24 protein-coding genes are annotated in these 25,135 nt (G+C 60.7%); 6 read left to right on the top strand and 18 right to left on the bottom strand.

Features of this window, described 5'->3' with window-relative positions; all coding sequences use genetic code 11:
* Nucleotides 1–54: 54 nt before the first annotated feature.
* The 3 genes from FQ192_RS07400 to FQ192_RS07390 are packed head-to-tail and all read right to left on the bottom strand — an operon-like array spanning nucleotide 55 to nucleotide 3,015.
* On the bottom strand, nucleotides 55–933 hold the full coding sequence (locus tag FQ192_RS07400; protein WP_149658007.1) for a carboxylesterase: 879 nt from the start codon (nucleotides 931–933) through the stop codon (nucleotides 55–57).
* Nucleotides 930–2,324 (bottom strand): aspartate aminotransferase family protein, encoded by a 1,395-nt coding sequence (locus FQ192_RS07395; RefSeq protein ID WP_149658006.1) that lies wholly within the window; start codon nucleotides 2,322–2,324, stop codon nucleotides 930–932. Before FQ192_RS07395 ends, FQ192_RS07400 begins: the two co-directional genes overlap by 4 nt.
* Nucleotides 2,317–3,015: an HAD-IB family phosphatase gene (locus FQ192_RS07390; protein ID WP_149658005.1), complete on the bottom strand. Its 699-nt coding sequence runs from the start codon at nucleotides 3,013–3,015 to the stop codon at nucleotides 2,317–2,319. Before FQ192_RS07390 ends, FQ192_RS07395 begins: the two co-directional genes overlap by 8 nt.
* A gap of 217 nt (nucleotides 3,016–3,232) precedes the next feature.
* On the opposite strand from FQ192_RS07390, the gene FQ192_RS07385 reads away from it, so the two are divergent.
* Nucleotides 3,233–3,985: a MipA/OmpV family protein gene (locus FQ192_RS07385; protein ID WP_149658004.1), complete on the top strand. Its 753-nt coding sequence runs from the start codon at nucleotides 3,233–3,235 to the stop codon at nucleotides 3,983–3,985.
* A 186-nt stretch (nucleotides 3,986–4,171) separates the two neighbouring features.
* Here FQ192_RS07385 and FQ192_RS07375 read toward each other — a convergent pair whose 3' ends face one another.
* The 13 genes from FQ192_RS07375 to FQ192_RS07310 form a co-directional block, all read right to left on the bottom strand.
* Nucleotides 4,172–4,573: an EamA family transporter gene (locus FQ192_RS07375; RefSeq protein ID WP_149658003.1), complete on the bottom strand. Its 402-nt coding sequence runs from the start codon at nucleotides 4,571–4,573 to the stop codon at nucleotides 4,172–4,174.
* Nucleotides 4,566–4,940, bottom strand: a complete 375-nt coding sequence (locus FQ192_RS07370; RefSeq protein WP_149658164.1) for a transporter — start codon at nucleotides 4,938–4,940, stop codon at nucleotides 4,566–4,568. The genes FQ192_RS07375 and FQ192_RS07370 overlap by 8 nt, the downstream gene beginning before the upstream one ends.
* A gap of 339 nt (nucleotides 4,941–5,279) precedes the next feature.
* A complete protein-coding gene (locus FQ192_RS07365; protein ID WP_178129047.1) occupies nucleotides 5,280–5,609 on the bottom strand; it encodes a GlpM family protein in 330 nt (109 codons plus the stop codon).
* 8 nt (nucleotides 5,610–5,617) lie between these two features.
* Nucleotides 5,618–6,946 (bottom strand): sigma-54 dependent transcriptional regulator, encoded by a 1,329-nt coding sequence (locus tag FQ192_RS07360; protein WP_149658001.1) that lies wholly within the window; start codon nucleotides 6,944–6,946, stop codon nucleotides 5,618–5,620.
* Nucleotides 6,943–8,844, bottom strand: a complete 1,902-nt coding sequence (locus FQ192_RS07355) for a sensor histidine kinase (RefSeq protein WP_149658000.1) — start codon at nucleotides 8,842–8,844, stop codon at nucleotides 6,943–6,945. The genes FQ192_RS07360 and FQ192_RS07355 overlap by 4 nt, the downstream gene beginning before the upstream one ends.
* Nucleotides 8,845–9,059: 215 nt before the next feature.
* Nucleotides 9,060–9,794: an amino acid ABC transporter ATP-binding protein gene (locus tag FQ192_RS07345; protein ID WP_054045228.1), complete on the bottom strand. Its 735-nt coding sequence runs from the start codon at nucleotides 9,792–9,794 to the stop codon at nucleotides 9,060–9,062.
* Nucleotides 9,791–10,462, bottom strand: a complete 672-nt coding sequence (locus FQ192_RS07340) for an amino acid ABC transporter permease (RefSeq protein ID WP_149657998.1) — start codon at nucleotides 10,460–10,462, stop codon at nucleotides 9,791–9,793. The genes FQ192_RS07345 and FQ192_RS07340 overlap by 4 nt, the downstream gene beginning before the upstream one ends.
* A complete protein-coding gene (locus FQ192_RS07335; protein WP_149657997.1) occupies nucleotides 10,462–11,208 on the bottom strand; it encodes an amino acid ABC transporter permease in 747 nt (248 codons plus the stop codon). The genes FQ192_RS07340 and FQ192_RS07335 overlap by 1 nt, the downstream gene beginning before the upstream one ends.
* 193 nt (nucleotides 11,209–11,401) lie before the next feature.
* Nucleotides 11,402–12,316: a glutamate/aspartate ABC transporter substrate-binding protein gene (locus tag FQ192_RS07330; RefSeq protein WP_149657996.1), complete on the bottom strand. Its 915-nt coding sequence runs from the start codon at nucleotides 12,314–12,316 to the stop codon at nucleotides 11,402–11,404.
* A gap of 418 nt (nucleotides 12,317–12,734) precedes the next feature.
* A complete protein-coding gene (gene glpD, locus FQ192_RS07325) occupies nucleotides 12,735–14,273 on the bottom strand; it encodes a glycerol-3-phosphate dehydrogenase (RefSeq protein ID WP_149657995.1) in 1,539 nt (512 codons plus the stop codon).
* A gap of 392 nt (nucleotides 14,274–14,665) precedes the next feature.
* Nucleotides 14,666–15,421, bottom strand: coding sequence for a DeoR/GlpR family transcriptional regulator (locus tag FQ192_RS07320; protein ID WP_007916700.1), 756 nt, complete (start codon nucleotides 15,419–15,421; stop codon nucleotides 14,666–14,668).
* A 93-nt stretch (nucleotides 15,422–15,514) separates the two neighbouring features.
* The gene (gene glpK / locus FQ192_RS07315; protein ID WP_149657994.1) at nucleotides 15,515–17,020 is read right to left on the bottom strand and encodes a glycerol kinase GlpK; all 1,506 of its coding nucleotides are present in this window, start codon (nucleotides 17,018–17,020) and stop codon (nucleotides 15,515–15,517) included.
* A 74-nt stretch (nucleotides 17,021–17,094) separates the two neighbouring features.
* Nucleotides 17,095–17,946 carry an MIP/aquaporin family protein gene (locus FQ192_RS07310; protein ID WP_149657993.1) on the bottom strand — a complete coding sequence of 284 codons (852 nt, stop codon included), beginning with the start codon at nucleotides 17,944–17,946 and terminating at the stop codon, nucleotides 17,095–17,097.
* A 369-nt stretch (nucleotides 17,947–18,315) separates the two neighbouring features.
* On the opposite strand from FQ192_RS07310, the gene ybaK reads away from it, so the two are divergent.
* Both ybaK and FQ192_RS07300 read left to right on the top strand, forming a co-directional pair.
* Entirely contained in the window at nucleotides 18,316–18,786 is a 471-nt protein-coding gene (gene ybaK / locus FQ192_RS07305; protein ID WP_149657992.1) for a Cys-tRNA(Pro) deacylase, read from the top strand.
* Nucleotides 18,787–18,801: 15 nt separating this feature from the next.
* The gene (locus FQ192_RS07300; protein ID WP_149657991.1) at nucleotides 18,802–19,584 is read left to right on the top strand and encodes a PhzF family phenazine biosynthesis protein; all 783 of its coding nucleotides are present in this window, start codon (nucleotides 18,802–18,804) and stop codon (nucleotides 19,582–19,584) included.
* 112 nt (nucleotides 19,585–19,696) lie between these two features.
* On the opposite strand, the gene FQ192_RS07295 is transcribed toward FQ192_RS07300, so the two are convergent.
* Together FQ192_RS07295 and argF are read right to left on the bottom strand one after the other, a co-directional pair.
* Nucleotides 19,697–20,806, bottom strand: a complete 1,110-nt coding sequence (locus FQ192_RS07295) for an ABC transporter ATP-binding protein (RefSeq protein WP_149657990.1) — start codon at nucleotides 20,804–20,806, stop codon at nucleotides 19,697–19,699.
* Entirely contained in the window at nucleotides 20,803–21,723 is a 921-nt protein-coding gene (gene argF / locus FQ192_RS07290; protein ID WP_149657989.1) for an ornithine carbamoyltransferase, read from the bottom strand. The genes FQ192_RS07295 and argF overlap by 4 nt, the downstream gene beginning before the upstream one ends.
* Before the next feature lie 407 nt (nucleotides 21,724–22,130).
* On the opposite strand from argF, the gene FQ192_RS07285 reads away from it, so the two are divergent.
* The 3 genes from FQ192_RS07285 (at nucleotide 22,131) to grxD (ending at nucleotide 25,099) form a co-directional block, all read left to right on the top strand.
* The gene (locus FQ192_RS07285; protein ID WP_149657988.1) at nucleotides 22,131–22,421 is read left to right on the top strand and encodes a hypothetical protein; all 291 of its coding nucleotides are present in this window, start codon (nucleotides 22,131–22,133) and stop codon (nucleotides 22,419–22,421) included.
* 133 nt (nucleotides 22,422–22,554) lie between these two features.
* Entirely contained in the window at nucleotides 22,555–24,660 is a 2,106-nt protein-coding gene (locus FQ192_RS07280; protein WP_149657987.1) for a molybdopterin oxidoreductase family protein, read from the top strand.
* Between the two features lie 97 nt (nucleotides 24,661–24,757).
* A complete protein-coding gene (gene grxD, locus FQ192_RS07275; protein WP_109501982.1) occupies nucleotides 24,758–25,099 on the top strand; it encodes a Grx4 family monothiol glutaredoxin in 342 nt (113 codons plus the stop codon).
* The last annotated feature ends 36 nt before the right edge of the window (nucleotides 25,100–25,135 follow it).

Genomic DNA, 25,135 nt, shown 5'->3' with positions numbered 1-25,135 from the left:
AGCCGACATTGCCCCGCCAGTGGCGACCCGTCTGCAACCGGGGTCGCCATCGGCTCAGGCCAGCTGCCGATACTCCCGGCGCAGCGGTTGCGGCGCGGCCCGCTGTTGAATGAAACGTTGATGGATAAAGTCCACGCTCAGGTCAATCACCCGGTGGTATTGCAGGTCGACGGTGATCATGTGATAGCAGTCGTCCAGCAGCACCTTGACCACCGGCCCGCCAAGCTTGCGCTCGACATAATCGGCGTTCCAGCGGCTGGTGATGTCGTCTTCGAGCGAATGCAGGACCAGCGTCGGCGTGGTGATTTCGGGCATGCGTTTCTTCACCACGGCGTTGAGCCGGTGCAGTTCGCGCACGGTTACGCCTTCCATGGTCAGCAACCCGGCCTGGCTGCTTTCGCCGGCTTTCATCTGACGCTCGACGATGCTGCGCAGGCGTTCATTCTTGATGCCGTAGGGCGGTTTTTCTTCGAAGCTGCACAGGTGCACGCCGAACGGGATGCGCATCAGCAACGGCGTGAGGAACGCCAGTTTGTTGATGCTCCAGCCGTCGTAACGCAAGGTCGTGGAGTACAGCAGCAAGCCTTCGATCTGCCCTGGGTGTTCGGCGGCCAGGTACATCGACAACACCGCGCCCATGGACAAGCCGCCGACGAACACCCGCTCGTGTTTGCGGCGTACGCCGACGAAGGTGTTGCGCGCGCTTTCGTACCAGTCACGCCAGCCAGTGGCTTGCAACTCGGCGTTGCCCCCGCAGTGCCCGGCCAGGGTCGGCACGTAAACCGTGTGCCCGGCTTTCGCCAGGCCCATGGCCACCCGACGCAACTCCGTCGGGGTGCCGGTGAGGCCGTGGATCAACACCACCGCGACCTCGCCCGAGCCGAGAACGAAACCGGCGTTGCCTTCGCCCATGTCGATCTCATCGTGCATCATCTTTTCATCGCCCGGTGCAGCAAACGGTCAAGCAGCGCCAGGCCGAGATCAATTTCCGGGTAGCTGATTTCCAGCGACGGGGCCAACGTGATCACGTTCTTGTAGTAGCCGCCCACGTCGAGGATCAGGCCCAGGCGTTTACCGTCGATTTCAATGTCGCCCTTCATGCCTTCGTCGACTATGAAATCCAGGGTGGCCTTGTCCGGGGTGAAACCGTCCGGGCCGCAGATTTCGCAGCGCAGGGCCAGGCCCAGGCCATCGACGTCGCCGATGATCGGGTAGCGTTTCTGCAGGTCTTTCAGGCCTTCAAGGAAGTATTTGCCCTTGGCCATGACCATCGCGCCGTAATCGACTTCGCTGGTCATCTTGAACATTTCCAGGCCCACCGCCGTACCCAACGGGTTGGAGGCGAACGTGGAGTGAGTCGAGCCCGGCGGGAAGATTTTCGGGTTGATCAGTTCTTCCTTGGCCCAGATCCCGCCCAACGGGTTGAGGCCGTTGGTCAGGGCTTTGCCAAAGACGATCACGTCGGGTTTGACGTCGAAGTGTTCAATCGACCACAGCTTGCCGGTGCGCCAGAAGCCCATCTGGATTTCATCGACCACCATCAAGATGCCGTGCTGATCCAGCACATGCTTGAGTTCGCTGTAGAAGTTCATCGGCGGGATCACGTAGCCGCCGGTGCCCTGGATCGGCTCGACATAAAACGCTGCATATTCGCTCTGGCCGACTTTAGGGTCCCAGACGCCGTTGTATTCGGTCTCGAACAGTCGGGCGAATTGCTGCACGCAATGGCTGCCGTATTCTTCCTTGGTCATGCCTTTCGGGCCACGGAAGTGGTACGGGAACGGGATGAAATTGGCGCGCTCGCCGAAGTGGCCGTAGCGGCGGCGATAGCGGTAGCTGGAGGTGATCGATGACGCGCCGAGGGTACGGCCGTGGTAGCCGCCCTCGAAGGCGAACATCAGGCTTTTGCCGTTGGTGGCGTTACGCACGACTTTCAGCGAGTCCTCGATGGACTGCGAACCGCCGACGTTGAAGTGCACGCGACCGTCGAGGCCGAATTTCTTCTTCGCATCGACGGCGATCATTTCCGAGAGCTCGATCTTGCCTTTGTGCAGGTACTGGCTGGCGATCTGCGGCAGGGTGTCGATCTGTTGTTTCAGCGCATTGTTCAGGCGCGGGTTGGCGTAGCCGAAGTTGACCGCCGAGTACCACATTTGCAGGTCGAGGTAGGCCTGGTCTTCGGTGTCCCACACGTACGAACCTTCACAGCGGCTGAAAATGCGCGGCGGGTCGATGTAGTGCACGGTGTCGCCGTAGGAGCAGTACTTGGCTTCTTTATCCAGAAGGATCTGGTCTTCGGCGGTCGCGATTCGAATATCAGACATGATGGAAGAGTTCCTGTGTTTCGACGTTGAAAGGGGTGGTGTTGGCGGCGCTCGCGGCTGGCAGTTTGGCCAGCAGGGCCGGGAGTTCGGCGAAGCTGTCGAAGCGCGCGTAGGCAATGCCGTTACGCTCGCAGTGTTCGGCCAGGCGATCCTTGGCGAACACGAAATCGGCGGTGGCGGCCACGCACATGTCCGACTGACCGTCACCGATCACCAGCACGCGTTTGCCCTTGGGCGTGGACTTGCATTTGCAGTTGCCGGAGGCGGCACGGCAGGCGTCGCTGGCGTACGGAAAGTCGATGCGCCAGCTGTCGTGGCCGAGTTGGCGCAAGCGGTTGGCGAGGATCGGCAGCAGGCTGACGTAATTGCGCGCGAGGATCCGCGCGATGCCTTGCTCGATGCCGTCGCTGACCACTTCCAGGGACGCGCCGAGGCCGATCACGTGGTCGACGAAGTCGGGGAAGTCCGGGTCGATTTCGATCGTGTCGAAAAAGGCGAGCAGTTCGGTCGGCGTGGCCTTGACCAGCGAGAGCTGGCGGCTGAGGCATTCACGCGAACCAATGTCGCCTTGCAGCCACTCGTCTTCGATCGCTTCCCAACTCGGGTCGGCGAAGCGCTGGAGGATGCTGTCGATCACGTCGGTGCGGGTGATGGTCCCGTCGAAATCACACACGATATGCCAATCGTTCATCTGTTTACCTATTGGGCAGGGCGCGCTGTTTGCGCTTGCCAAAGGGGTAGAGCAGGGACTGTGCCAATCGGGTTTGGCCCCGTATCTACGGGGTTCTGGCGGGATGATGTGTCGGCGAAGCTACAATTTTTGTAGGTCGCTACAAACAACATGAGTGCTTGCGCGAGGCGGGTGAAAAGAGGATTGATGCGCGCATGTCTTGTTAAGGAAGGGCCTCATGTCGAGGATTACAGTTGCTCTGTTTGCGGCGCTGGCTTGCGTGTCAGCCAGTGTTTTGGCCGATGGCATCACCGGGGAGGCGGGGGCGGGGTTGAGCTATCAGCCGCATGATCCGACCGGCAGCCGCCATGAAGTCCGGCCGGTGCCGTATGTCGATCTGGACTGGGGCGATGTCAGCCTCAGCACCGACGACGGGCTGACCTGGAGTGCGTTGAAGAGCAACGGTTTCAGCGCCGGACCGTTCGCCAATTACCTGCCGGGGCGCACCGCCAATGGCAGCTTGCAGGGCTTGCACGATGTGCCGGACATGGGCGTTGTCGGTGGATTCGTGCAGTACGCCCCGGCCGATTTCTGGCGGGTGTTTGCTTCGGTAGGCGAGGCGGTTGGCGGGCCTGACGGTGTGGTTGGACGAGTGGGGGGCGAGATCGGTTATCCGCTGGGCGGCGGGGTGATTGGCAGCAGCAACCTGACCGCGCACTTCGCCGATGGGCGGCAAAATCAGGCGTTTTTTGGGGTGGGTGGCGCTGAGTCTCAGGCTTCGGGCATCGCCCGGTACAACGCCGGGGGCGGGTGGCAGAACGTGGCGTTGACCCAGAGCTTCGAGTTTCCCCTGGCGACGCATTGGTCGTTGCTGACCAGTGCCAGTTGGATTCATCTGACGGGTTCAGCGGCGGACAGCAGCATCGTCAAACAGGTGGGGCAGGCCGATCAGGGGGAAGTGCAGGCGGCGGTGGCCTATAAGTTCGATTGACCCGAGCACACTGGTGCCTCTGTGGCGAGCGAGCTTTTGTGGCGAGGGGGCTTGCCCCCGTTCGGCTGCGAAGCAGTCGTAAACCCGGTAGTTGCGGTTTACCTGAGGGACCGCATTAGCTGCATAGGGGGCGGCTTCGCCACCCAACGGGGGCAAGCCCCCTCGCCACAGTAGATTGTGTTGGCTTCAGGTTTGTTCGCCCTCGGCCAGCAACGCAATCCCGCCGATGATCACCACCACGCCCACCCAGTGCAGCACGCTGATCTGCTCACCCAATCCCAGCCATGACCCCAGCAACACCCCGACAAACACCAATGAACTCAGGGGAAACGCCAGGGACAAGCTGCTGCGCCGCAAAATCAGCATCCATACGAAAAACGCGCCGATGCCGCAGCCCACCGCAAACAACACGCCCGGGTCCACGATCACGGCTTGCAGCCAGTGCAGGGTAAAGGTCATCTGCCCGAGCTGATCACCGCCGACCTTGGTCGCAATCTGCCCGGCGCTTTCCAGAATAATCAGCAGCGCCCAGAGCACGATCGTGCCGAGGCGCCCGTGCAGCCAATCCATCGATTTCGAATCACGCATGGCCGGCACACACGAGCATCACGCCCAACGTAATCACCAGGGTGGCGAGCCAGCGCCGACGGCTGACGGTTTCGCCGAGCACGACTTTGCCCGCCAGCACCACGCCGCAATAGGCCAGGGCCCCGGCCGGGAACAACAGGCTCAGGGGCGCCCGGGACAGGGCCTCCAGCCAGACGAAAAACTCAAGCGTGTAGGCGCCGATCCCGCACCACAGCAACGGCGCGTTGAACACCTGGCCCCAGAAAGCGTTCAGCCGAAACCCGCCTTCGAGTTCGGGCAAACGGTCGAGGCCGAGCTTGAAACAGAGCTGACCGATAACGTCCAGCACGATGGAAAAGGCGACCAGCAGGACCACGGTGAGGGTCAGGTCGGGATCTAGGAAGTTCACGGTCAGGATTCACCCTTTGGCAGACGCCCCCGGACACCGACGTCATCGAACATGAAGGCCGGCCGGGAGGGCTGTGGGGGTAAATGCAAGGGGCGGGCCAGCACCTGATGATCATTTCCACGCTCTGCGTGGGAATGCAGCCCGTGACGCTCCGCGTCACTGGACGCGGAGCGTCCCTAGAGGCATTCCCACGCAGAGCGTGGGAACGATCAATCAAACCTGTAGGAGCGAGGCTTGCCCGCGAAGACGGACTGTCAGCCGACATCAATGTTGCCTGACACACCGTTTTCGCGGGCAAGCCTCGCTCCTACAAGGGTGTCAGGCGTGCAGGCGAACCCAGACTGACACGAGCACTGTCGCGGCAATCAACCAGCCTACCGCCGCCACCGCCAGCGAAGCCTCCAACCGCATCCGATCGACCATCACGTACAACGTCGCCAAATAGACGAAATACGGAATGATCGACCACATGCCAAACACGATGGTGGTTTTCAGATCCTCCACTGAACGGCCCTTGCCGACGATGTAGTGCGCAATCAACGCAAAGGTCGGAAACAGCGGCACCAGGCCGGCGATGTAATAGTTTCTGGTTTTGGCCAGGGCCGCGAGGATTAGCACCACGCCCGCGCCCAGCGCCGCTTTGAGAATCAGGTCCATCAGTGGCTCAGCCCGTACTTTTTAACCTTGTCGAACAGCGTGGTCTTGGCCATCCCCAGTTCCAGGCTGGCCTGGGTCAGGTTGCCGCCGCTGCGCTGCAAGGCGTCGTTGAGCAGGTTGCGCTCGAAAGCTTCCACCGCTTCGGCGAAGGCCAGGCCCTGATTGCTGCCGCTGGCGCCGGACTTCTTGAACGCGGGCAAACCGAGGGCGTAACGCTCGGCGACGTTGCGCAGCTCTCGCACGTTGCCCGGCCAGTCGTGGCTCATCAGGTTGGACAGGGTCTGGTTGTCCAGCTCCGGCACCGCGCGGTCGAAGCGCAGGGACGACTGCTGCAGGAAGTGTTCGAACAGTTGCAGGATGTCTTCGCGGCGCTCGCGCAGCGGCGGCAGTTCCAGGGTCACCACGTTGAGGCGGTAATACAGGTCGCTACGGAATTCGCCCTTTTTGCTCGACTCGTCGAGGTCGGATTTGGTCGCCGCGATCACCCGGCAATCCACCGCTACGCTCTGGTTCGAACCGAGGCGTTCGAGGGTGCGTTCCTGCAACACCCGCAGCAGTTTGATCTGCAATGGCAGCGGCATGCTTTCCACTTCATCGAGGAACAGCGTGCCGCCGTCGGCGTGTTCGATCTTGCCGATCCGCCGCTTGCCGGCGCCGGTGAAGGCGTTGGCTTCGTGGCCGAAGATTTCGCTTTCGAACAGGTTCTCCGGCAGACCGCCGCAGTTCAGCGCGACGAATTGTTTGGTGTGGCGGCGACTGAAGTCATGCAGGCACCGGGCGACCAATTCCTTGCCGGTGCCGGTTTCGCCTTCGATCAGCACGTTGGCCGAGGTGTCGGCGACGTTGGCGATCAGCTCACGCAGATTCTGCATGGCTGGCGAGCGGCCGATGATCCGGCCTTCGAGGGAATCCCGTTCCGCCAGTTGTCGACGCAGCGACGAGACTTCGCGAGCGAGGCTGCGTTGCTCAAGCGCGCGGCGGGCCACGTCCACCAGGCGTTCCGGGGAGAAGGGTTTCTCCATGAAATCGTAGGCGCCTTTTTGCATCGCGCCGACCGCCATGGAGATGTCGCCGTGACCGGTGATCAACACCACCGGCAGGCTGCGGTCCCGGGCCTTGAGCCGGGTCAGCAATTCCAGGCCATCGATGCCCGGCAAGCGGATGTCGCTGATGACGATCCCGGCAAAGTTGTCGCCGACCCGCTCCAGGGCTTCTTCGGCGCTGCCCACGCCCACGCAGGGAATGTCTTCCAGGGTCAGCGCCTGCTGGCAGCCGAGCAGCACATGGGGGTCGTCTTCGACGATCAGCACACTAAGGTCGTTGTTCATATTGGCTCGGCGGGAGTGGGGCTTACCAACGGTAAACTGAGGACGAAAGTGGTACCACCGCTGGCCGGGTGCTCGACGCCCAAATGGCCGCCGGTGGCCGCGGCCAGGCTGGCGGAGAGGGTCAGGCCGAGGCCCAGGCCCTGTTCGCCGGGTTTGGTGGTGAAGAAGGGTTCGAACAAATGCTTGCGCGCTTCGGCGTCGATGCCGTGGCCGTTGTCGCGCACCCGCAGGCGATATTTGCCGTCGTACTCTTCGCCTTCCAGCCACAGCGCGGGGAGCGGTTGCGACTGCATGGCGTCAAGGGCGTTGCCGATCAGGTTGACCAGGATCTGCTCCAGACGGGTCTGGTCGATTTGCACCTGCACGTCGTTGAAGTCGCGGTGCAGGTCCAGATGCGCGCTTTCCATGCGGCTGCCGAGCAGTTGCAGGGCCGCGTCCACCGCTTTGCCGAGGCTGGCCTGGCCTTTGTCGTCACCACGCCGGGCGAAGGAGCGCAGGCTGGCGGTGATCCGGCCCATGCGGTCGATCAGTTCGTTAATGGTCTTGAGATTGGTGCTGGCGACATCGAGTTGCCCGCGCTCGAGGAAGCGCACGGTGTTGCCGGACAAGGTCCGCAGCGCCGCCAACGGCTGGTTCAATTCATGGGCAATGCTGGTGGACATCTGGCCGATGGCCGCCAGTTTGCCGGCCTGGACCAGTTCATCCTGGGCCCGGCGCAACGTCTCTTCGGCCTGACGCCGTTCGCGGATCTGGCCCTTGAGCCGTTCGTTACTGGCACGCAAATCGGTGGTGCGTTCGGTAATCCGACGCTCCAGCTGATTGTTGGCTTCCTGCAAGGCTTCCCGGGCTGCGAGACGCGTAGCGATGACCTTGCGTCGCTCGTTCCAGGCGATCAGCAGGAACGCCACCAGGGCAAACGCCACCGCCACCAGAATCCCCTGGTTGATCGCCTCACGGCGCAAATCCGCCAGGGGCGTGAGCAGGGTGAAATTCCACGGGGTGTCGCTCAGCGGTCGGGTCTGGGCGAGGTAGGTGATGTCCTGTTCGTCGGAGGCCAGTTCGCTGTTGGCGGGGAAGGTCAGTTTCTCCACGCCTTCAGCCAGGGTTTCCCGGGCCAAGGGTTGCAGTTCGTTCAGCGGGAACCAGTAGTACTGCAAGCTGCGGGCGAGTTTTTCCTTGGTCTCGTCGCTCAGCGGCACCACGGATTTGAGGCGTCGCGCCGGGTCGCTGGAGAGAATGATGATGCCGTTTTCATCGCTGACGAAGGCTTCCAGACGCGCCCGCTGCCAGCGTTCTTCCATGGCTTCGAGCCGGACCTTGACCACGGCGACGCCGATGATCTTGCCGTGTTCTTCCAGGCCGTGGGCCAGGTAATAACCGGGTTCGCCGTTGGTGCTGCCGATGCCATAGAAGCGCCCCGGCTGACCGCGCACGGCGTTCTGGAAATAGGCGCGAAAGGACAGGTCTTCACCGAGGTAACTGTCGACATCGCGCCAGTTGCTGGTGGCCAGCACACGGCCGGTGGTGTCCATGACGTAGATGGCCCGGCTGCGGCTGCGTCGGTTCAGGCCTTCAAGGTATTCATTGACCGTTTGCCGGGTTTCCGACGACGGCTCATCCAGCAGTTTTGAAACGCTGGATTCGAGTTCCAGCAGGCTGGGCAGGTAGGTGTACTTGCTGATCTCGCTCTCGACGGCGCGGGCGTGCAGCTCAAGTTGACGCTGGCCATTCTCGCTGAGGCTGCGAATCCCGTAGTGCTCACTGACCCAGAAGCCGATGTAACCCAATCCGATCATCAGGGCGATGATCAGCGGCGGCAGGAACAGATGGCGAATCAGACGGGGTTTCACGGCGAGTGATGGCGGCGCGGCGCGATAGAGAGTGGGGTCGCATTTCATCACAGATGCCTTGGGTCAACCAGCGTGGCAACAGGCTTGCTCTGGTTTCCAGTCGAACGCGGACCTGTGGCGAGGGAGCTTGCTCCCGCTCGGCTGCGAAGCAGTCGTTACACCGGCCAATGCGGTGTGTCAGACAGCCGGCATTGGCAGGTTTGGGGCCGCTGCGCGACCCAGCGGGAGCAAGCTCCCTCGCCACAGAGTTCGGTGTATTGCTTTTAGTGCTGCAGAATCTTGTTGAGGAAGTGCTGCGTACGCTCGGCGCGGTGGCTGATGTCGCCGAAGAATTCCTCTTTCTTGCAGTCTTCGATGATCTTGCCCTGGTCCATGAAGATCACGCGGTCGGCCACTTTGCGGGCGAAGCCCATTTCGTGGGTTACGCACATCATGGTCATGCCTTCATGGGCCAGTTGCACCATCACGTCGAGCACTTCGTTGACCATTTCCGGGTCGAGCGCCGAGGTCGGTTCGTCGAACAGCATGACGATCGGGTCCATCGCCAGCGCACGGGCAATCGCCACACGCTGTTGCTGGCCACCGGAGAGTTGGCCGGGATGCTTGTGGGCGTGAGCCGACAAGCCGACGCGCTCCAGCAATTGCAGGCCTTTCTTGGTGGCCTCTTCCTTGCTGCGGCCCAGCACCTTGATCTGCGCGATGGTCAGGTTTTCGGTGATGGACAGGTGCGGGAACAGTTCGAAATGCTGAAACACCATGCCAACGCGCGAACGCAGTTTCGGCAGGTCGGTCTTCGGGTCGGCGATGGACGTGCCATCGACCACCACGTCGCCTTTCTGGAACGGTTCCAGGGCGTTGACGCATTTGATCAGGGTCGACTTGCCCGAACCGGACGGCCCGCACACCACGATCACTTCGCCTTTTTTGACCTCGGTGCTGCAATCAGTCAGTACCTGGAAGTCGCCATACCACTTGTTGATGTTCTTGATAGAGATCATACGGCAAACCTTTTTTGCAGACGCTTGACCAGCAGCGAGGCGGCAAAGCTGATTGTGAAGTACGTAAGCCCTGCGAAGATCAGGAACTCGTTGGAGCGACCGATGATGTCGCCACTGGCACGGGAGGCATTGAGGAAGTCCACCAGGCCGACCGCGTATACCAGCGAGGTGTCCTGGAACAGGATGATGCTCTGTTGCAGCAACAGCGGGGTCATCTTGCGGAACGCTTGCGGCAGGATGATCAACCGCATCATCTGGCCGTACGTCATGCCCAGGGCCTGGGCTGCGCCCATCTGGCCCTTGGAAATCGACTGTACGCCCGCCCGGACGATTTCGCAGAAGTACGCCGCTTCAAACATCATGAACGCCACGATGCAGGACGCGAAGGCGCCGATTGGCGTGTCTTCGCCGGTGATCCAGCGCAGCACGAACGGCACCGCCAGGTAGAACCAGGTGATGACCAGCAGCAACGGGATCGAACGGAAATAGTTAACGTACGCGCCGGCGAGGTTCGACAGCAGTTTGTTGTGAGACAGGCGCATCAGCGCCAGGATCGTGCCGAGGATGATCCCGCCGCTGACGCCCAGCGCCATCAGTTGCAGGGTCATGACCATGCCGTTCCACAAACCCGGCAGGGACGGGACGATGCCCGAGAAATCGAATTCCATCATTTACCCCCTAGGGAGATCAGGCCCGGTACGGCGACTTTCTTCTCGACCAGGCGCATGAGCAGCATCAGGCTCATGTTCAGGGTGAAGTAGATCAGCGTGGCGAGGGTGAACGCTTCGAACAGGTTGGCGGAGAACTCGGCGGTCTGCTTGGTCTGCGCGAGCAGCTCCATCAGGCCGATCAGCGAGGCCACCGACGAGTTCTTGAACACGTTCAGGAATTCCGAGGTGAGCGGTGGAATGATGATCCGGTAGGCCTGGGGCAGCAGCACGTTCCAGTAGATCTGCGGCAGCTTGAAACCCATGGCGCGAGCCGCGGATTCCTGGCCCTTCGGCAAGGCCTGGATGCCGGTGCGCACTTGTTCGCAAACCCGGGCGGCGGTGAACAGGCCCAGGCACACGACAACGCTCAGGTAGGCCGAGGTGGTCGGGTTCAGGTCCTGCTTGTACCAGTCCTGCAGGTTTTGCGGCAGCAGGTCGGGCACCAGGAAGTACCAGATGAACAGCTGAACCAGCAGCGGCACGTTACGGAAGAGTTCGACGTAGCAGGTCGCGATGCCCGATACGATGCGGTTCGGCACGGTACGCATGACACCCAGGATCGAGCCCAGCGACAGCGCGATAATCCAGGCCACGACGGCGATGGCGATGGTCCAGCCCAGCCCGGAGATGTACCAGTCGAGATACGTCTCGCTGCCCACGCCGGTGGACTTGAAGAACACGCCCCAGTCCCAGTTGTAATTCATTAGGGTCTCCCCTCGGATCGATCAATGTACAAGTGCCCGCCTGGGGAAGCTCCGTTCCCGCCCGACTTTGAAAGTCAGGCACACGCGATCGGCTCGACAGCCACCGGTTCGAGTGTTTCCAAAATATGCCAGCAGGGAGTGACAACCTCCTGAAAGGGCAGCGGCCCTCTCAGGAGATAAGGTTAGTCAGAAATCAGGACTTCTTGTCGTCAGCCGCTTTATCGGTCGGATTGGCGATCAGGGCCTTGAGCTCGTCGCTCATCGGGAAGTTCAGGTTCAGGCCTTTAGGCGGGATTGGTTGCATGAACCATTTGTCGTAGATCTTGTTGATCTCGCCCGATTTGTAGGTGGCGACGATGGCGTCGTCGACAGCTTTCTTGAACGGCTCGTCGCCCTTGCGGACCATGCAGCCGTAGATTTCGTAGGACTGTGGCGTGCCGGTAACGGCCCAGTCATCGGCCTTCTTGGCCTTGGCGGCTTCACCGGCCAGCAGGGCGTCGTCCATCATGAAGGCAACAGCGCGGCCCGATTCCAGCATCTGGAAGGACTCGCCGTGGTCTTTGGCGGAGATAACGTTCATGCCCATCTGCTTGTCGGCGTTCATCGACTTGAGGATGCGCTCGGACGTGGTGCCGGCGGTGGTCACGACGTTCTTGCCTTTCAGGTCGTCGAAGTCCTTGTAGGCAGAGCCTTTCTTGGACAGCAGGCGAGTACCGATTTCGAAGATGCCGACGGAGAAGTCAACTTGCTGCTGACGCTCGACGTTGTTGGTGGTGGAGCCGCACTCGACGTCCACGGTGCCGTTCTGCACCAGCGGGATACGGGTTTGCGAGGTGACCAGGTTGTATTTGACCTGGAGGTTTGGCAAATCGAGGTCTTTCTTGATGGCTTCGACGATTTTCAGCTGGATGTCATGGGAGTAGCCCATCGGCTTGCCGGAAGCATCAGCGATGTAGGAAAACGGAATGGAAGCATCGCGATGCCCGAGGGTGATCACACCGGACTCTTTGATCTTCTTCAGTGTGCCGGTGAGCTCGGCAGCGAAAACTGGAGTGCTAATCAGAGCGGCAGCAATGGCTGCGCCCAGGATATGGGGAACGATGCGCATCAAATTTTCCTCGACATTGTTTTTTTTATGGAGCCAGTTCGTCGGCCCTTTTGTGCTTCGAATGCGTGGCGGCACCTGAACGGTGGGCACGACAGAACATTCGTCCAAGAGTGTAGAGCATGACTCGTGCCAGGCCAGGTGATATGAATCAAGTTATTGATTTAAAAGGTTATTAAGTTTTTGTGGCGTTGAATTTACGCTTTGGCTATCCGGTAAACCGAATCGACCGGCGAGTCGTGTTCGGAAAACCGAATGCGCGAAACCCCTGTAGGAGCGAGGCTTGCCCGCGAAGAGGGGTGTAGCCAACATTCATGTAGCTGACACACCGCTTTCGCGGGCAAGCCTCGCTCCTGCAGACAGGTACGAAAAAGCCCCTGAATCTCACGATTCAGGGGCTTTCGTTTAACTGGATGCCCGATCAGGCGGCTTCGATCTTGCTGCGGCTCTGCTCGACCTTGCTCAGGTAATCCGCCAGCTTCTGTTGTTCATCCGGGGTGGTGAACAAGCCGAGCTTGCTGCGACGCCACAGGATGTCGTGGGCGGTGGTGGCCCACTCTTCGCTGCACAGGTAGTCGACTTCGCGGGTGTAGAGACCGCCGCCGATGTGTTCGCCCAGGTCGCTGAGGCTCTGTACGCCTTCGAGCATGCGCCAGGTGCGGCTGCCGTAGGTGGTGGCCCAGCGGCGGGCGATCTCGGTTGGTACCCAGTCGAACTGATCGCGGATCTTCGCGCACAGGGCTTGTGGGGTGGTCATGTCTTCGCCGCCGGGCAGGGTCGCGGTCGCGGTCCAGCTTGGTTTGATCTGGGTGAAGTACGGGGCCAGTTGCGCCAGCGCCGACTCGGCCAGTTTGCGGTAGGTGGTCAGCTTGCCGCCGAACACCGACAGCAACGGGGCTTCTTCGCCACTGCCGGACAACGCCAGGGTGTAGTCGCGGGTTACGGCCGACGGGTTGTCGGATTCGTCGTTGCACAGCGGACGCACACCGGAATAGCTGTGCAGGATGTCATCGCGGCTGACTTGCTTCTTGAAGTGGGCATTGACCACTTTGAGCAGGTAATCGGTTTCGCCTTCGGTGATCGCCACTTTGGCCGGATCGCCGGTGTACTCGCGGTCGGTGGTGCCGATCAGGGTGAAGTGGTTCAGGTACGGAATGGTGAAGACGATGCGCTGATCTTCGTTTTGCAGAATGTGCGCGTGTTCGCCTTCGTAGAGTTTCGGCACGATCAGGTGGCTGCCCTGGATCAGGCGGATGCCGTACGGCGAATCCATCTTCAGGTCGTCACGAATGAACTTGGCCACCCACGGGCCGGCGGCATTCACCAGCGCCTTGGCGCGGATCGAGAACAGACTGCCATCGGCGCGCTCCAGGTGCAGGTGCCACAGGCCTTTGGCGCGACGGGCGCTGACGCAACGGGTCTGGGTGTGCACGTGAGCGCCTTTCTCGCGCGCAGCCATGGCGTTCAGTACCACGAGGCGGGCATCGTCGACCCAGCAATCGGAATATTCGAAGCCTTTGGTGATTTCGCTTTTCAGCGGGCTGTCCGGGCCGAACTTCAGGCTTTTCGAACCTTCCAGTTTTTCCCGCTTGCCCAGGTGGTCATAAAGGAACAAACCGGCGCGGATCATCCACGCGGGGCGCAAATGCGGGCGGTGCGGCAACACGAAGCGCATCTGCTTGACGATGTGCGGGGCCTTGGCCAGCAGCACTTCGCGCTCGGCCAGGGCTTCGCGCACCAGGCGGAATTCGTAATGTTCGAGGTAGCGCAGGCCGCCGTGGATCAGCTTGCTGCTGGCCGACGAGGTGTGGCTGGCCAGGTCGTCCTTTTCACAAAGGAACACCGAGAGGCCGCGACCGGCGGCATCCGCTGCGATCCCCACGCCATTGATCCCACCACCGATGACGGCGATATCGTAGACCTCGGCGAGAGGGGGCGTAGGCAAGGTAGAAGTGGGCATCGGCTGGCCTCGGGCTTTTATGATTTTCGATATTTGAATTCGAACATTAATGTTCATTTGCGAAAATGGTAGCCCATAAAGCCGCGCACAGCCAGTCAACTTCGATTGAAAATACTGATCGAAGGGCCGGGAAAGGAAAATTTACGAACATTCGCGCGCAGATCATTCCCACTCTCTGCGTGGGAATGCATCAATAGACGCTCTGCGTCGGCACTTGAGGTGGGACGCGGAGCGTCCCGGGCGGCATTCCCGCGCGGAGCGTGGGAACGATCTATACAAGAGGGGGAGTTGCCGCGACTTTTGCAGGAGCAAGGCTTGCACGCGATGGCGCACCCAAGGCCGCCCTCTCGGGCAAGCCATGCTCCTACAGGTTGTTTAATCGCTTTCGGCGGTTAAACAACCTCGAGCCGAATCTTGTGCTGACTCAACAACTGCGCCAACGCCGGCACCGGCTGCTGATCGGTCACCAGGCAATCGATCAGGCTGATCGGCCCCAGGCGAATCATGGCGTTGCGCCCGAATTTGCTGGAGTCCGCCGCCAGGATCACTTGCCGGGCGTTGGCGATGATCGCCTGGGACACCCGCACTTCCTGATAATCGAAGTCCAGCAGGCTGCCGTCTTCATCGATGCCGCTGATGCCCACCAAGGCGAAATCCACCTTGAACTGGTTGATGAAATCGACACTCGCCTGACCGACCACGCCACCGTCGCGCCGCACGTTTCCGCCCGTCAGCAGGACATCGAAATCGTCCTTGGCGCTGAGCATCGAGGCCACGTGCAGGTTGTTGGTGATGATCTTCAGGTGATTGTGATTGAGCAACGCCCGGGCAATCGATTCGGTGGTGGTGCCGATATTGATGAAGAGCGAGGCGTGATCGGGGATCTGGGCCGCAATGGCTTCGCCGATACGCTGCTTTTCATCGCGCATCTGGTCGGCACGCATGGCGTAGGCAGTGTTTTCGACACTGGAATCGTAGGCCGCGCCGCCATGGTAGCGACGCAACAAATTGGCTTCCGCGAGCTGATTGATATCGCGGCGGATGGTTTGCGGTGTAACGACGAACAGCGTAGCCATTTCCTCGATGCTGACATAGCCGCGTTCGCGGACCAGTTCGAGGATTTGCTGCTGACGGGGAGGCAGATTCATGGGGCTTCCTTTGGGCTGCCGCAAAATTTGCCCATGATGCCGCAGGAATCCGCTCCCGACCAGTTACAACCCTATAAGAGTCCCGCGCTTGGCTTATTCAGCGCCTTCATGCGGTTCCCAATCGCGGGTGCGGCTGACCGCTTTGAGCCACCCAGCGTAGAGTTTTTCTTTCGCCGATTCTTCCAGAGCCGGTTCGAATTCGCGTTCGATCACGGCCTTGCCGCGCAACTCATCCAGGCTGCCCCAGAAGCCGCACGCCAGACCAGCCAGGTAAGCGGCGCCCAGTGCGGTGGTCTCGCGCATTTGCGGACGCTCAACCTGCGTGCCGAGGATGTCGGCCTGGAATTGCATCAGGAAGTTGTTCGCTACCGCACCGCCGTCCACACGCAGGGACTTGAGGCGTTCGCCGGAGTCCTGTTGCATGGCGTCGAGTACGTCGCGGGTCTGATAGGCAATCGACTCAAGCGCGGCACGGATGATGTGATCCACGCGCACGCCGCGAGTCAGGCCGAACAGCGCGCCACGGGCATACGGGTCCCAGTATGGAGCGCCCAGGCCAGTGAACGCCGGCACCAGGTACACGCCGTTGCTGTCCTTGACCTTGCCGGCGAAGTATTCGGTGTCGGTGGCATCGGCGATGATCTTCAGTTCATCACGCAGCCACTGCACAGTGGAACCGCCATTGAACACCGCGCCTTCCAGCGCATAAGCCACTTCGCCTTTCGGGCCGCAAGCGATGGTGGTCAGCATGCCGTGTTTGGACTTCACGGCTTTGTCGCCGGTGTTCATCAGCAGGAAGCAGCCAGTGCCGTAGGTGTTTTTCGCTTGGCCTGGCTCGACGCACATCTGGCCGAACAGGGCGGCCTGCTGGTCGCCGGCGATACCGCCGATGGCGATGCCGCTTTTGGTGTGGCCGTAGATTTCCGACGACGATTTAACTTCCGGCAGCATTTCGCGTGGGATGTCGAGGATCTCCAGCATCTTCGCGTCCCACTCCAGCGAGTGGATGTTGAAGAGCATGGTGCGCGAGGCGTTGGTGTAGTCGGTGACGTGGACTTTGCCGCCGGTAAATTTCCAGATCAGCCAGCTGTCGATGGTGCCGAACAGCAGCTCGCCGTTGCGCGCACGTTCACGGCTGCCTTCGACGTTGTCGAGGATCCACTTGAGCTTGGTGCCGGAGAAGTACGGGTCTGTCACAAGGCCGGTGGTGTCGCTGATGTATTGCTCGTGGCCATCGCGTTTGAGCTGCTGGCAGATCTCGGTGCTGCGGCGGCACTGCCAGACGATCGCGTTGTAGATCGGGCGGCCGGTGGTCTTGTCCCAGACCACGGTGGTTTCGCGCTGGTTGGTGATGCCGATGGCGGCGACCTGGTCGTGATGCAGGCCGGCTTGTGCCAGGGCCTCGACCATCACGGCGCTTTGGGTCGCGAAGATTTCCATCGGGTCATGTTCGACCCAGCCGGCTTGCGGGTAATGCTGCACGAATTCGCGCTGGGCGGTGCAGACCACGTTCGCGTCACGGTCGAAAATGATCGCGCGGGAGCTGGTCGTACCCTGATCAAGGGCAATGATGTAGTTCTTATTCTGAATATCGGTCATGTCGATTGCCTTGGACGAAAAAAGAAAGTGAGGTCAGGCGCGGGATCAAAGGGCAGGATCACGCGCCAACGGTATCAAGAAGTTCTTGGTTTGCCGTCAATGGCCGGTGTTGCGTCCTTTGTAGCAGGTTCGGTGCTCGGCAGATGACGGGCAATCAGCCCGCGATAAGCAGCAGCGCCGAGGCAGGCACCGACAATCGGTGCAAAGATCGGAATCAGGAAATACGGGATATCGCGCCCGCCGGTGAAGGAAATTTCACCCCAGCCAGTAAAGAAAGTCATCAGCTTAGGACCGAAATCACGCGCAGGGTTCATTGCGAAACCGGTCAGCGGCCCCATCGAACTGCCAATCACCGCAATCAGCAGGCCGATCAGAAGCGGCGCCAGCGGACCCTTGGGCAGGCCGTTGTTGTCGTCGGTCAGGGACATGATCACGCCCATCAGGATCGCGGTGATGACCACTTCAACCAGGAACGCCTGGGCTGTGGACAGCGCCGGGTGCGGGAAGGTGGAGAACACCGACGCCAATTCAAGGCTGGCCTGGGTGCCACGAACCATATGGTGAGTTTGTTCGTAATCGAAGAAGAGGTTGCTGTAAAGCGTGTAAACCAACAAGGCGCCGCAGAACGCGCCGGCTACCTGGGCGATGATGTAGAAAGGCAGTTTGCGCTTTTCGAAGTCAGTGAAAATGCTCCGCGCGATACTCACGGCAGGATTGAGGTGAGCCCCGGAAACCCCAGCGGTCAGGTAGATCGCCATGCTGACGCCAACGCCCCAGATAATGCTGATTTCCCAAAGGCCAAAGCTGGCACCCGCGACCTTGAGCGCAGCAACACACCCCGTCCCGAAAAAGATCAACAGCGCAGTGCCCAGGAATTCAGCCATGCATTGGCTCGAGAGTGGCGGTTGTTTCAAAGCAGTTGTCATCGAAAACCTCTTTTTGTTGTTGTCTGGCGCCTGGTCATCATGGACAAAGCGCGATTTTCACCGAGTCAGGATCCCCATCCTGATCTTGGTTTACTGCCGGGTACTGCTTCGCGATCATTCCTGCAGTATTCGCATTCGAAAAAATATAGACAAGAAACGCTGCTGTCAAAGGTCGAAAGTGAACCATCAGTCATATTTAAACTATTCGCTTCGTGAATGATCGTGTTGATGTCCTTTCGACCCAGTCCGAAACCCGCCAGGCAGGGCTGCGCCAAGCCTTTGAAATAGTGCCGCAATAGAGCCTTTTGCTGATCAATGTCCTAGAATCTGGCCCAGTGTTTTTCTTCTGCCGCCCAGCCTGGAGCTGCCATGACGCCCGCATTGGATTTGTTGAAAAAAGTTCGCGCCGAACATCGTGTGCACAGTTACGAACATGATCCGAAGGCGGCGTCCTATGGTCTGGAGGCGGCGGAAAAACTGGGGTTGGACCCGGCGCAAGTGTTCAAGACCTTGCTGGCGGCCAGTGAGAAAGGCGAATTGCTGGTGGCGGTGGTGCCGGTCGTCGGAAGTCTGGATTTAAAGCACCTGGCGCAGGCGGCCGGGGTGAAAAAAGTCGAAATGGCTGATCCGGCAGCGGCACAGCGAGCGACCGGTTACCTGTTGGGCGGCATCAGCCCGCTGGGGCAGAAGAAGCGTCTGCGCACCTTTATCGATCAATCGGCGCAGCCCTTTGCCAGCATTTTTGTCAGTGCCGGGCGGCGTGGTCTGGAAGTGGAGTTGGCGCCTGCGGTACTGGCCGAACATACTCAGGCGAAGTTCGCCGATATCGGTCGCGCCTGAATCAGGGAGAAGGTTATGCAGCTTGAGTTTCATCAGGTCGATGCGTTCAGTGATCGGCCGTTCAGTGGCAATCCGGCGATGGTGTATCGGCTCGATGCCTGGCTCGCCGATGAGTTGATGCAGAAGATCGCCGCCGAACACAACCTGGCCGAAACCGCCTTTGTGGTGCGCGAAGGCTTGGCGTGGCATATCCGCTGGTTCACCCCGACCACTGAAGTGCCGCTGTGCGGGCATGCGACCCTGGCCAGCGCGTTCGTCCTGTTTGAAGTCTATAAAGAACCGGCCGAACGCCTGGATTTCATCTGCAAATCCGGCCTGTTGAGCGTCAGCCGTGAGGGCGGGCGACTGTGGCTGGATTTTCCGGCAATCGTCCCGTCGGAAGTCGGCGTAACCCTGGATGTCGAGCGCGCCCTGGGTGTGGAAGCCGTGGATGTGTTGGGCTCGAATGAGTTGTTGGTGGTGCTGGAATCCGAGCAGGCGGTGCTCGATTGCAAGCCCGACATGGCGGCGCTGGCGAAACTGCCGTGGCCGGGAGCCATCGTCACGGCCAAGGGCGGCAAACATGATTTTGTTTCGCGGTACTTCGCGCCGGCGATTGGCATCAATGAAGACCCGGTGACCGGCTCAACCCATTGCAGCTTGATTCCGTACTGGTCGAAGCGCTTGGGCAAGTCGAGTCTGACGGCCTATCAGTGCTCGGCCCGGGGCGGGGAGTTGTTCTGCCGGCTGGAGGGGGAGCGGGTGAAGATTGGCGGGAATGCGATACTTGTGGCGAGCGGAACGCTGATGCTGGGTTGACCCTTGTAGGAGCGAGGCTTGCCCGCGAAGGCGTCGGGCCGGCCAATGATGGTGTCGATTGATACGACACCTTCGCGGGCAAGCCTCGCTCCTACAGGAACAGGTCTCGGTGTCAGCTGGCGGTGCTGTAGCGGCGGACACCGGATTCGATCGCTGGAATCTGCGCCGCCGTGCTGCCGGATGCCTGGAACAGCACCAGATGTTCGGCCGCCACGCGGATCCCGACCTCTGCACCCACCTGATGATCCGCATGGCTCGGGAAGATCGATTCCAGCTGAGCACCCGTCGGCATCTGCAAGCGATACAAGGTCGAAGCGCCGAGGAACGTCTTGCCCACGATACGAGCCTTCAACCCGCTGTCCGGCGCATAAACGATATCGTCCGGGCGCAATAACACATCGACGGCGCCGCCCACCGGCCAGGTGTAGGCCCGATTGCCGCGCAACTCACCGAGCTCGGTCTGCACCGACTCCGGGCTGCTCAACTGACCGCGAATGAAGTAACCCTGGCCAATGAAACTGGCCACGAACGGTGTCAGGGGTTCGTGATACAGGTTGTAGGGCGTATCCCACTGCTCCAGCCGACCTTCCTTGAACACCCCGACATGATCGCTCACGGCGAAGGCTTCCTCCTGGTCGTGGGTCACCAGAATCGCACTGGTGCCACGGGCCTTGAGAATGTCGCGCACTTCATGGCTGAGCTTGCGTCGCAGTTCGCCATCGAGGTTGGAGAACGGTTCGTCGAGCAGCAACAGTTGCGGTTCCGGCGCCAGGGCGCGGGCCAGTGCGACCCGTTGCTGCTGGCCGCCGGACAACTCATGGGGAAAGCGCTTGCCGAGGTTTTTCAGGTTGACCAGTTCCAGCAGCTCTTCGGTAATCCGATCCTTTTGTGGATGCTTGCGGATCCCGAAGGCGATGTTCTCGGCCACGCTCAGATGCGGAAACAGAGCGTAATCCTGAAACACCATGCCGATCCGGCGCTTCTCCGGCGCGAGGGTGAATCCGGCGCTGGAAATGGTTTCGCCGCCGAGCTGGATTTCACCTTCGTGCACCGGTTCGAACCCGGCGATGGCCCGCAGGGTGGTGGTCTTGCCGCAGCCCGAAGAGCCCAGCAGGCAACCGATGTCGCCGGCATTCAAATGCAGGTTGAGGTTTTGCACGACCCGCTGGTCCTGATAACCGCAGGCGAGGTTGCGCAGATTGAGCAGTAATGGCTGGCTCATGCGTGGTGGTACGCCGGGGTGACCAGAAACTCCAGCAGGGCTTTCTGCGCGTGCAGACGGTTTTCCGCCTGGTCCCACGCCACGGAGCGCGGGTCGTCCAGCAGGTCGAGACTGATTTCTTCGCCACGGTGGGCCGGCAGGCAGTGCATGAACAGCACGTCCGGCGCAGCCTGGTCGAGCAGGGCGCGATTAACCTGAAACGGCGCGAACAGCTTCAGGCGCTTGGCGGTTTCTTCTTCCTGGCCCATGGAGGTCCAGACGTCGGTGCTCACCAGGTGCGCGCCTCGCACGGCATCCTGAGGATCGCGGACGATGGTCACACGATCGCCGGCCTTGGCCACGAACTCAGGGTTTGGCTCGTAACCTTCCGGGCAGGCAATGCGCAACTGGAAGTCGAACTGGATCGCCGCTTCTATATAGCTGTTGCACATGTTGTTGCCGTCGCCGATCCAGGCCACGGTCTTGCCCTGGATCGAACCACGGTGTTCCAGGAAGGCTTGCATGTCGGCCAGCAACTGACACGGGTGCAGGTCATCGGACAGGCCGTTAATCACCGGTACGCGGGAGTTGGCGGCAAATTCGGTGAGGGTGCTGTGGGCAAAGGTACGGATCATCACCGCATCGAGCATGCTCGACATGACAATGGCGCAGTCGCCGATCGGCTCGCCACGACCCAGTTGGGTATCGCGGGGCGAGAGGAAGATCGCCTGGCCGCCGAGCTGGATCATGCCGGCTTCGAACGAGATGCGGGTGCGGGTCGAGGACTTCTCGAAAATCATCCCCAGGACGCGGTTTTTCAGAGGCTCGAACAGTACGCCGCGGTTACGCAGGTCCTTGAGCTCAACGCCTCGACGGATCACGCTGACCAGCTCTTCGGGCGTGCAATCCATCAGGGAGAGAAAGTGCCTTGCGCTCATCATTGACTACCTTTTTGCAACAGACCGCAGATACTCAAAGCCTTGTTTAACTGAAAAACGGGCGAGACCTGCGGCGTAAGCCGCACGGGGCGACGAAATAGGGGAAGGCGCGATCTTATAATTAAATGTCGCGTCTTACCAATAGGGCTACGGTTTTTAGGGAAATTCAGAGGGGCTACGGGATGACCGCAGTAGCGCATTTGAAGCCTGTTTCCGGATAGCAGCCCGTCATTTGTACACCGGGCCCGCCGGGCATTGCAATCAAGCGGGGCGGGGACGGCACAACGATAGTCGGTTTCTGACCTGTGATTCTCGTCGCGTGGTGGCAATGTGTCTCGTCTGAAACATTTGCTAAAGCAAAGTGCTGGGTTATAACTAAGTCTCGAGCGACGCAGGAAGCCTCCGGAATGGAATCGAAAGAACAGCAACTAATGGAATTACTCGGCCTCACGGCCCGCTCCCTGACCCATCTCACTGCGTCCATGACCTCAATGTCCTTCGAGTTGATGCGCAGTGAAGACGAAGTGACCAAGGCCGCCGGTCGTCGCATGATCGATCGCATGGCCACCATCAGCAGCGGGCTCGACGAACACTGGCGCCTGATTGGCGAACTTACCGGCGTGCATGTCGCCCACGAGCAGATCGAAACCATCCAGGAAATCCAGTTGCAGACGCCGCCCCGGTTGCCGCCGAACTGATCTGCGACGGCCATCGGCTGGCCTGATGGCCGCCGATTCACAAGACGAACGTTGCTGGCGCAGCGAGGGTTCGCGCGCCATAGTTTTGTTCCCGTGGCTGAAAACGCCGCCCAGAACAAGACAGAGACTGGCCATGACCAAGACTCTCCATCACCGTGCCTGCCACCTGTGCGAAGCCATTTGCGGCCTGACCATCGAAACCACAGAAGCCGAAGGCCGGGTGCAGATCACTTCGATCAAGGGTGACCCCCAGGATACGTTCAGTCGTGGGCACATCTGCCCCAAGGCTGTGGCCCTGCAAGACATCCAGAACGATCCGGACCGCCTGCACCAGCCGATGCAGCGCGTGGGCAGCGAATGGCAGCCCATCGGGTGGGAAGACGCCTTCAACCTTGTAGCCGAACGCCTGGCAGGCATTCAGGAGCGTCACGGGCAGAATGCGGTGGCGGTCTACCAGGGCAATCCCAGCGTGCACAACTATGGGTTGATGACCCACAGCAATTACTTTCTAGGCCTGCTGAAAACCCGTAACCGCTTTTCCGCGACCTCGGTCGATCAGTTGCCCCATCACCTGACCAGCCATTTGATGTATGGCCACGGTTTGCTGTTGCCGATCCCGGACATTGATCACACCGATTTCATGCTGATTCTGGGCGGTAATCCCCTGGCGTCCAACGGCAGCATCATGACGGTGCCCGATGTGGAAAAACGGCTGAAGGCGATTCAGGCCCGGGGCGGCAAAGTGGTGGTGGTCGATCCGCGCCGCAGCGAAACGGCGGCGATGGCCGATCAGCATCTGTTCGTGCGCCCCGGTGGCGATGCGGCGTTGCTATTCGGGCTGCTCAATACCTTGTTCGCCGAAGGCCTGACCCGCGACAGTCATCTGCCGGTGGATGGCCTGGATGAGGTGCGTGAGGCGGTCGCGGGATTCACTGCCGAGGTCATGAGTCCGCTGTGCGCCGTGCCAGCCGAGCAGATTCGCCAACTGGCCCGGGACTTTGCCGCCGCGCCGTCAGCGGTGTGCTACGGGCGCATGGGCGTCTCGACCCAGGCGTTCGGCACGTTGTGCCATTGGGTGGTGCAGTTGATCAACCTGGTCACTGGCAACCTCGACCGTGTGGGCGGTGCGTTGTGCACCGAGCCGGCGGTAGATCTGGTGGCGAGCACCTCGGGCGGGCATTTCAACTTGTGGCAGAGTCGGGTGTCGGGGCGACCGGAGTACAGCGGCGAGTTGCCGGTGTCGGCCCTGGCCGAAGAAATGCTCACCGGCGGGGAAGGGCAGGTCCGGGCGCTGATCACCGTGGCGGGCAACCCGGTGTTGTCCACGCCCAACGGCCGCCAACTGGAGCAGGCGCTGGACGGGCTGGAGTTCATGGTCAGCATCGACCTCTACATCAATGAAACCACGCGCTACGCCGACCTGATCCTGCCGTCCACCTCGGCTCTGGAAAACGATCACTACGACACCACGTTCAACATGTTTGCCGTGCGTAACGTCACGCGCTTCAACCGGGCGATCCTGGCCAAGCCTGAAGGCGCGCTGCATGACTGGGAGATTTTCGTGGGGCTGGCCAAGGCGTTTGCGGCCAAGACCGGCAAGGAACTCAAGCCGACCATCGCCCCGGCGCAGATGATCGACCGTGGCTTGCGCATGGGGCTGTATGGCGATGCTTCGGAGCACAAGTTGTCCCTGGCGACGTTGTTCGATCATCCCCATGGCGTTGATTTGGGCGCGCTTAAACCGAATCTGACACCACGGCTCAAGACCCCCAACCAGCGTCTCCAGGCCGCGCCGCCCGCGATCCTTGCCGACCTGGAGCGCTTCGCCGCCTTACAAGCCCCGGCCGCCGATGAACTGTTGATGATTGGCCGCCGGCATGTGCGCAGCAACAACTCGTGGATGCACAACTATCACCGTCTGGTGAAAGGCAAGCCGCGCCATCAACTGCTGATGCACCCGGAAGACCTGGCCAGCCGCGGTCTCAGCGACGGGCAGCGGGTGCGGGTCAGTTCGCGGGTCGGGATGATCGAAGTTGAAGTCGTGGGCAGCCTGGATATGATGAAAGGCGTGGTCAGCCTTCCGCACGGTTGGGGCCATGCGCGGCCGGGTGTGCAGATGACGATCGCCAGCAGTCAGCCGGGGGCCAGCGCCAATGACCTGACGGATGAATGTCAACTTGATGAGTTGTCGGGCAATGCGGCGTTGAACGGCGTGCCGGTGACCGTGGCCGCGGCTTGAGCATGTCTGTCGGGGAGACCGAGCATGGCGCTCGGGTTTCCGTTACAATGCGCCACCGTGCCGACCCTTGAGTCGGAAAGTTCAGCCGAGGTGCTCCATGGATATCATCGAAACGATTAAAGAGCAGATTGCTAACAACACCATTCTGCTTTACATGAAAGGCTCGCCGAATGCCCCGCAGTGTGGCTTCTCCGCGAAGGCTGCGCAGGCCGTGATGGCGTGTGGTGAGAAGTTTGCTTACGTGGACATCCTGCAGAACCCGGAAATCCGCGCCAACCTGCCAAAGTACGCCAACTGGCCAACCTTCCCGCAACTGTGGGTTGGCGGTGAGCTGGTCGGCGGTAGCGACATCATGACTGAAATGGCTGCTGACGGTTCGTTGCAGGCCACGATCAAAGCCGCTGCGGAAAAAGCCGCTGCTGCCAAGACCGAAGCCTGATCCGCTTCCTGTAGAAGCAAAGCTTGCTCGCGAAGG

It is taken from the genome of Pseudomonas sp. ANT_J12 (assembly GCF_008370045.1).
Lineage (GTDB): Bacteria > Pseudomonadota > Gammaproteobacteria > Pseudomonadales > Pseudomonadaceae > Aquipseudomonas.
This window is presented reverse-complemented; position numbering and strand designations above follow the sequence as displayed.

Excerpts from the sequence above, each read along its gene's own strand:
- FQ192_RS07310 (WP_149657993.1), bottom strand. The coding sequence starts at position 17,946 with ATGACAACTGCTTTGAAACAACCGCCACTCTCGAGCCAATGCATGGCT.
- FQ192_RS07355 (WP_149658000.1), bottom strand. The coding sequence starts at position 8,844 with ATGAAATGCGACCCCACTCTCTATCGCGCCGCGCCGCCATCACTCGCC.
- glpK (WP_149657994.1), bottom strand. The coding sequence starts at position 17,020 with ATGACCGATATTCAGAATAAGAACTACATCATTGCCCTTGATCAGGGT.
- FQ192_RS07280 (WP_149657987.1), top strand. The coding sequence starts at position 22,555 with ATGACCAAGACTCTCCATCACCGTGCCTGCCACCTGTGCGAAGCCATT.
- FQ192_RS07395 (WP_149658006.1), bottom strand. The coding sequence starts at position 2,324 with ATGTCTGATATTCGAATCGCGACCGCCGAAGACCAGATCCTTCTGGAT.
- FQ192_RS07400 (WP_149658007.1), bottom strand. The coding sequence starts at position 933 with ATGATGCACGATGAGATCGACATGGGCGAAGGCAACGCCGGTTTCGTT.
- FQ192_RS07340 (WP_149657998.1), bottom strand. The coding sequence starts at position 10,462 with ATGGAATTCGATTTCTCGGGCATCGTCCCGTCCCTGCCGGGTTTGTGG.
- FQ192_RS07285 (WP_149657988.1), top strand. The coding sequence starts at position 22,131 with ATGGAATCGAAAGAACAGCAACTAATGGAATTACTCGGCCTCACGGCC.
- FQ192_RS07320 (WP_007916700.1), bottom strand. The coding sequence starts at position 15,421 with ATGAATCTGCCTCCCCGTCAGCAGCAAATCCTCGAACTGGTCCGCGAA.
- argF (WP_149657989.1), bottom strand. The coding sequence starts at position 21,723 with ATGAGCGCAAGGCACTTTCTCTCCCTGATGGATTGCACGCCCGAAGAG.
- FQ192_RS07385 (WP_149658004.1), top strand. The coding sequence starts at position 3,233 with ATGTCGAGGATTACAGTTGCTCTGTTTGCGGCGCTGGCTTGCGTGTCA.
- ybaK (WP_149657992.1), top strand. The coding sequence starts at position 18,316 with ATGACGCCCGCATTGGATTTGTTGAAAAAAGTTCGCGCCGAACATCGT.
- FQ192_RS07390 (WP_149658005.1), bottom strand. The coding sequence starts at position 3,015 with ATGAACGATTGGCATATCGTGTGTGATTTCGACGGGACCATCACCCGC.
- FQ192_RS07330 (WP_149657996.1), bottom strand. The coding sequence starts at position 12,316 with ATGCGCATCGTTCCCCATATCCTGGGCGCAGCCATTGCTGCCGCTCTG.
- FQ192_RS07300 (WP_149657991.1), top strand. The coding sequence starts at position 18,802 with ATGCAGCTTGAGTTTCATCAGGTCGATGCGTTCAGTGATCGGCCGTTC.
- FQ192_RS07360 (WP_149658001.1), bottom strand. The coding sequence starts at position 6,946 with ATGAACAACGACCTTAGTGTGCTGATCGTCGAAGACGACCCCCATGTG.
- FQ192_RS07375 (WP_149658003.1), bottom strand. The coding sequence starts at position 4,573 with ATGCGTGATTCGAAATCGATGGATTGGCTGCACGGGCGCCTCGGCACG.
- grxD (WP_109501982.1), top strand. The coding sequence starts at position 24,758 with ATGGATATCATCGAAACGATTAAAGAGCAGATTGCTAACAACACCATT.
- FQ192_RS07295 (WP_149657990.1), bottom strand. The coding sequence starts at position 20,806 with ATGAGCCAGCCATTACTGCTCAATCTGCGCAACCTCGCCTGCGGTTAT.
- FQ192_RS07345 (WP_054045228.1), bottom strand. The coding sequence starts at position 9,794 with ATGATCTCTATCAAGAACATCAACAAGTGGTATGGCGACTTCCAGGTA.
- glpD (WP_149657995.1), bottom strand. The coding sequence starts at position 14,273 with ATGCCCACTTCTACCTTGCCTACGCCCCCTCTCGCCGAGGTCTACGAT.
- FQ192_RS07335 (WP_149657997.1), bottom strand. The coding sequence starts at position 11,208 with ATGAATTACAACTGGGACTGGGGCGTGTTCTTCAAGTCCACCGGCGTG.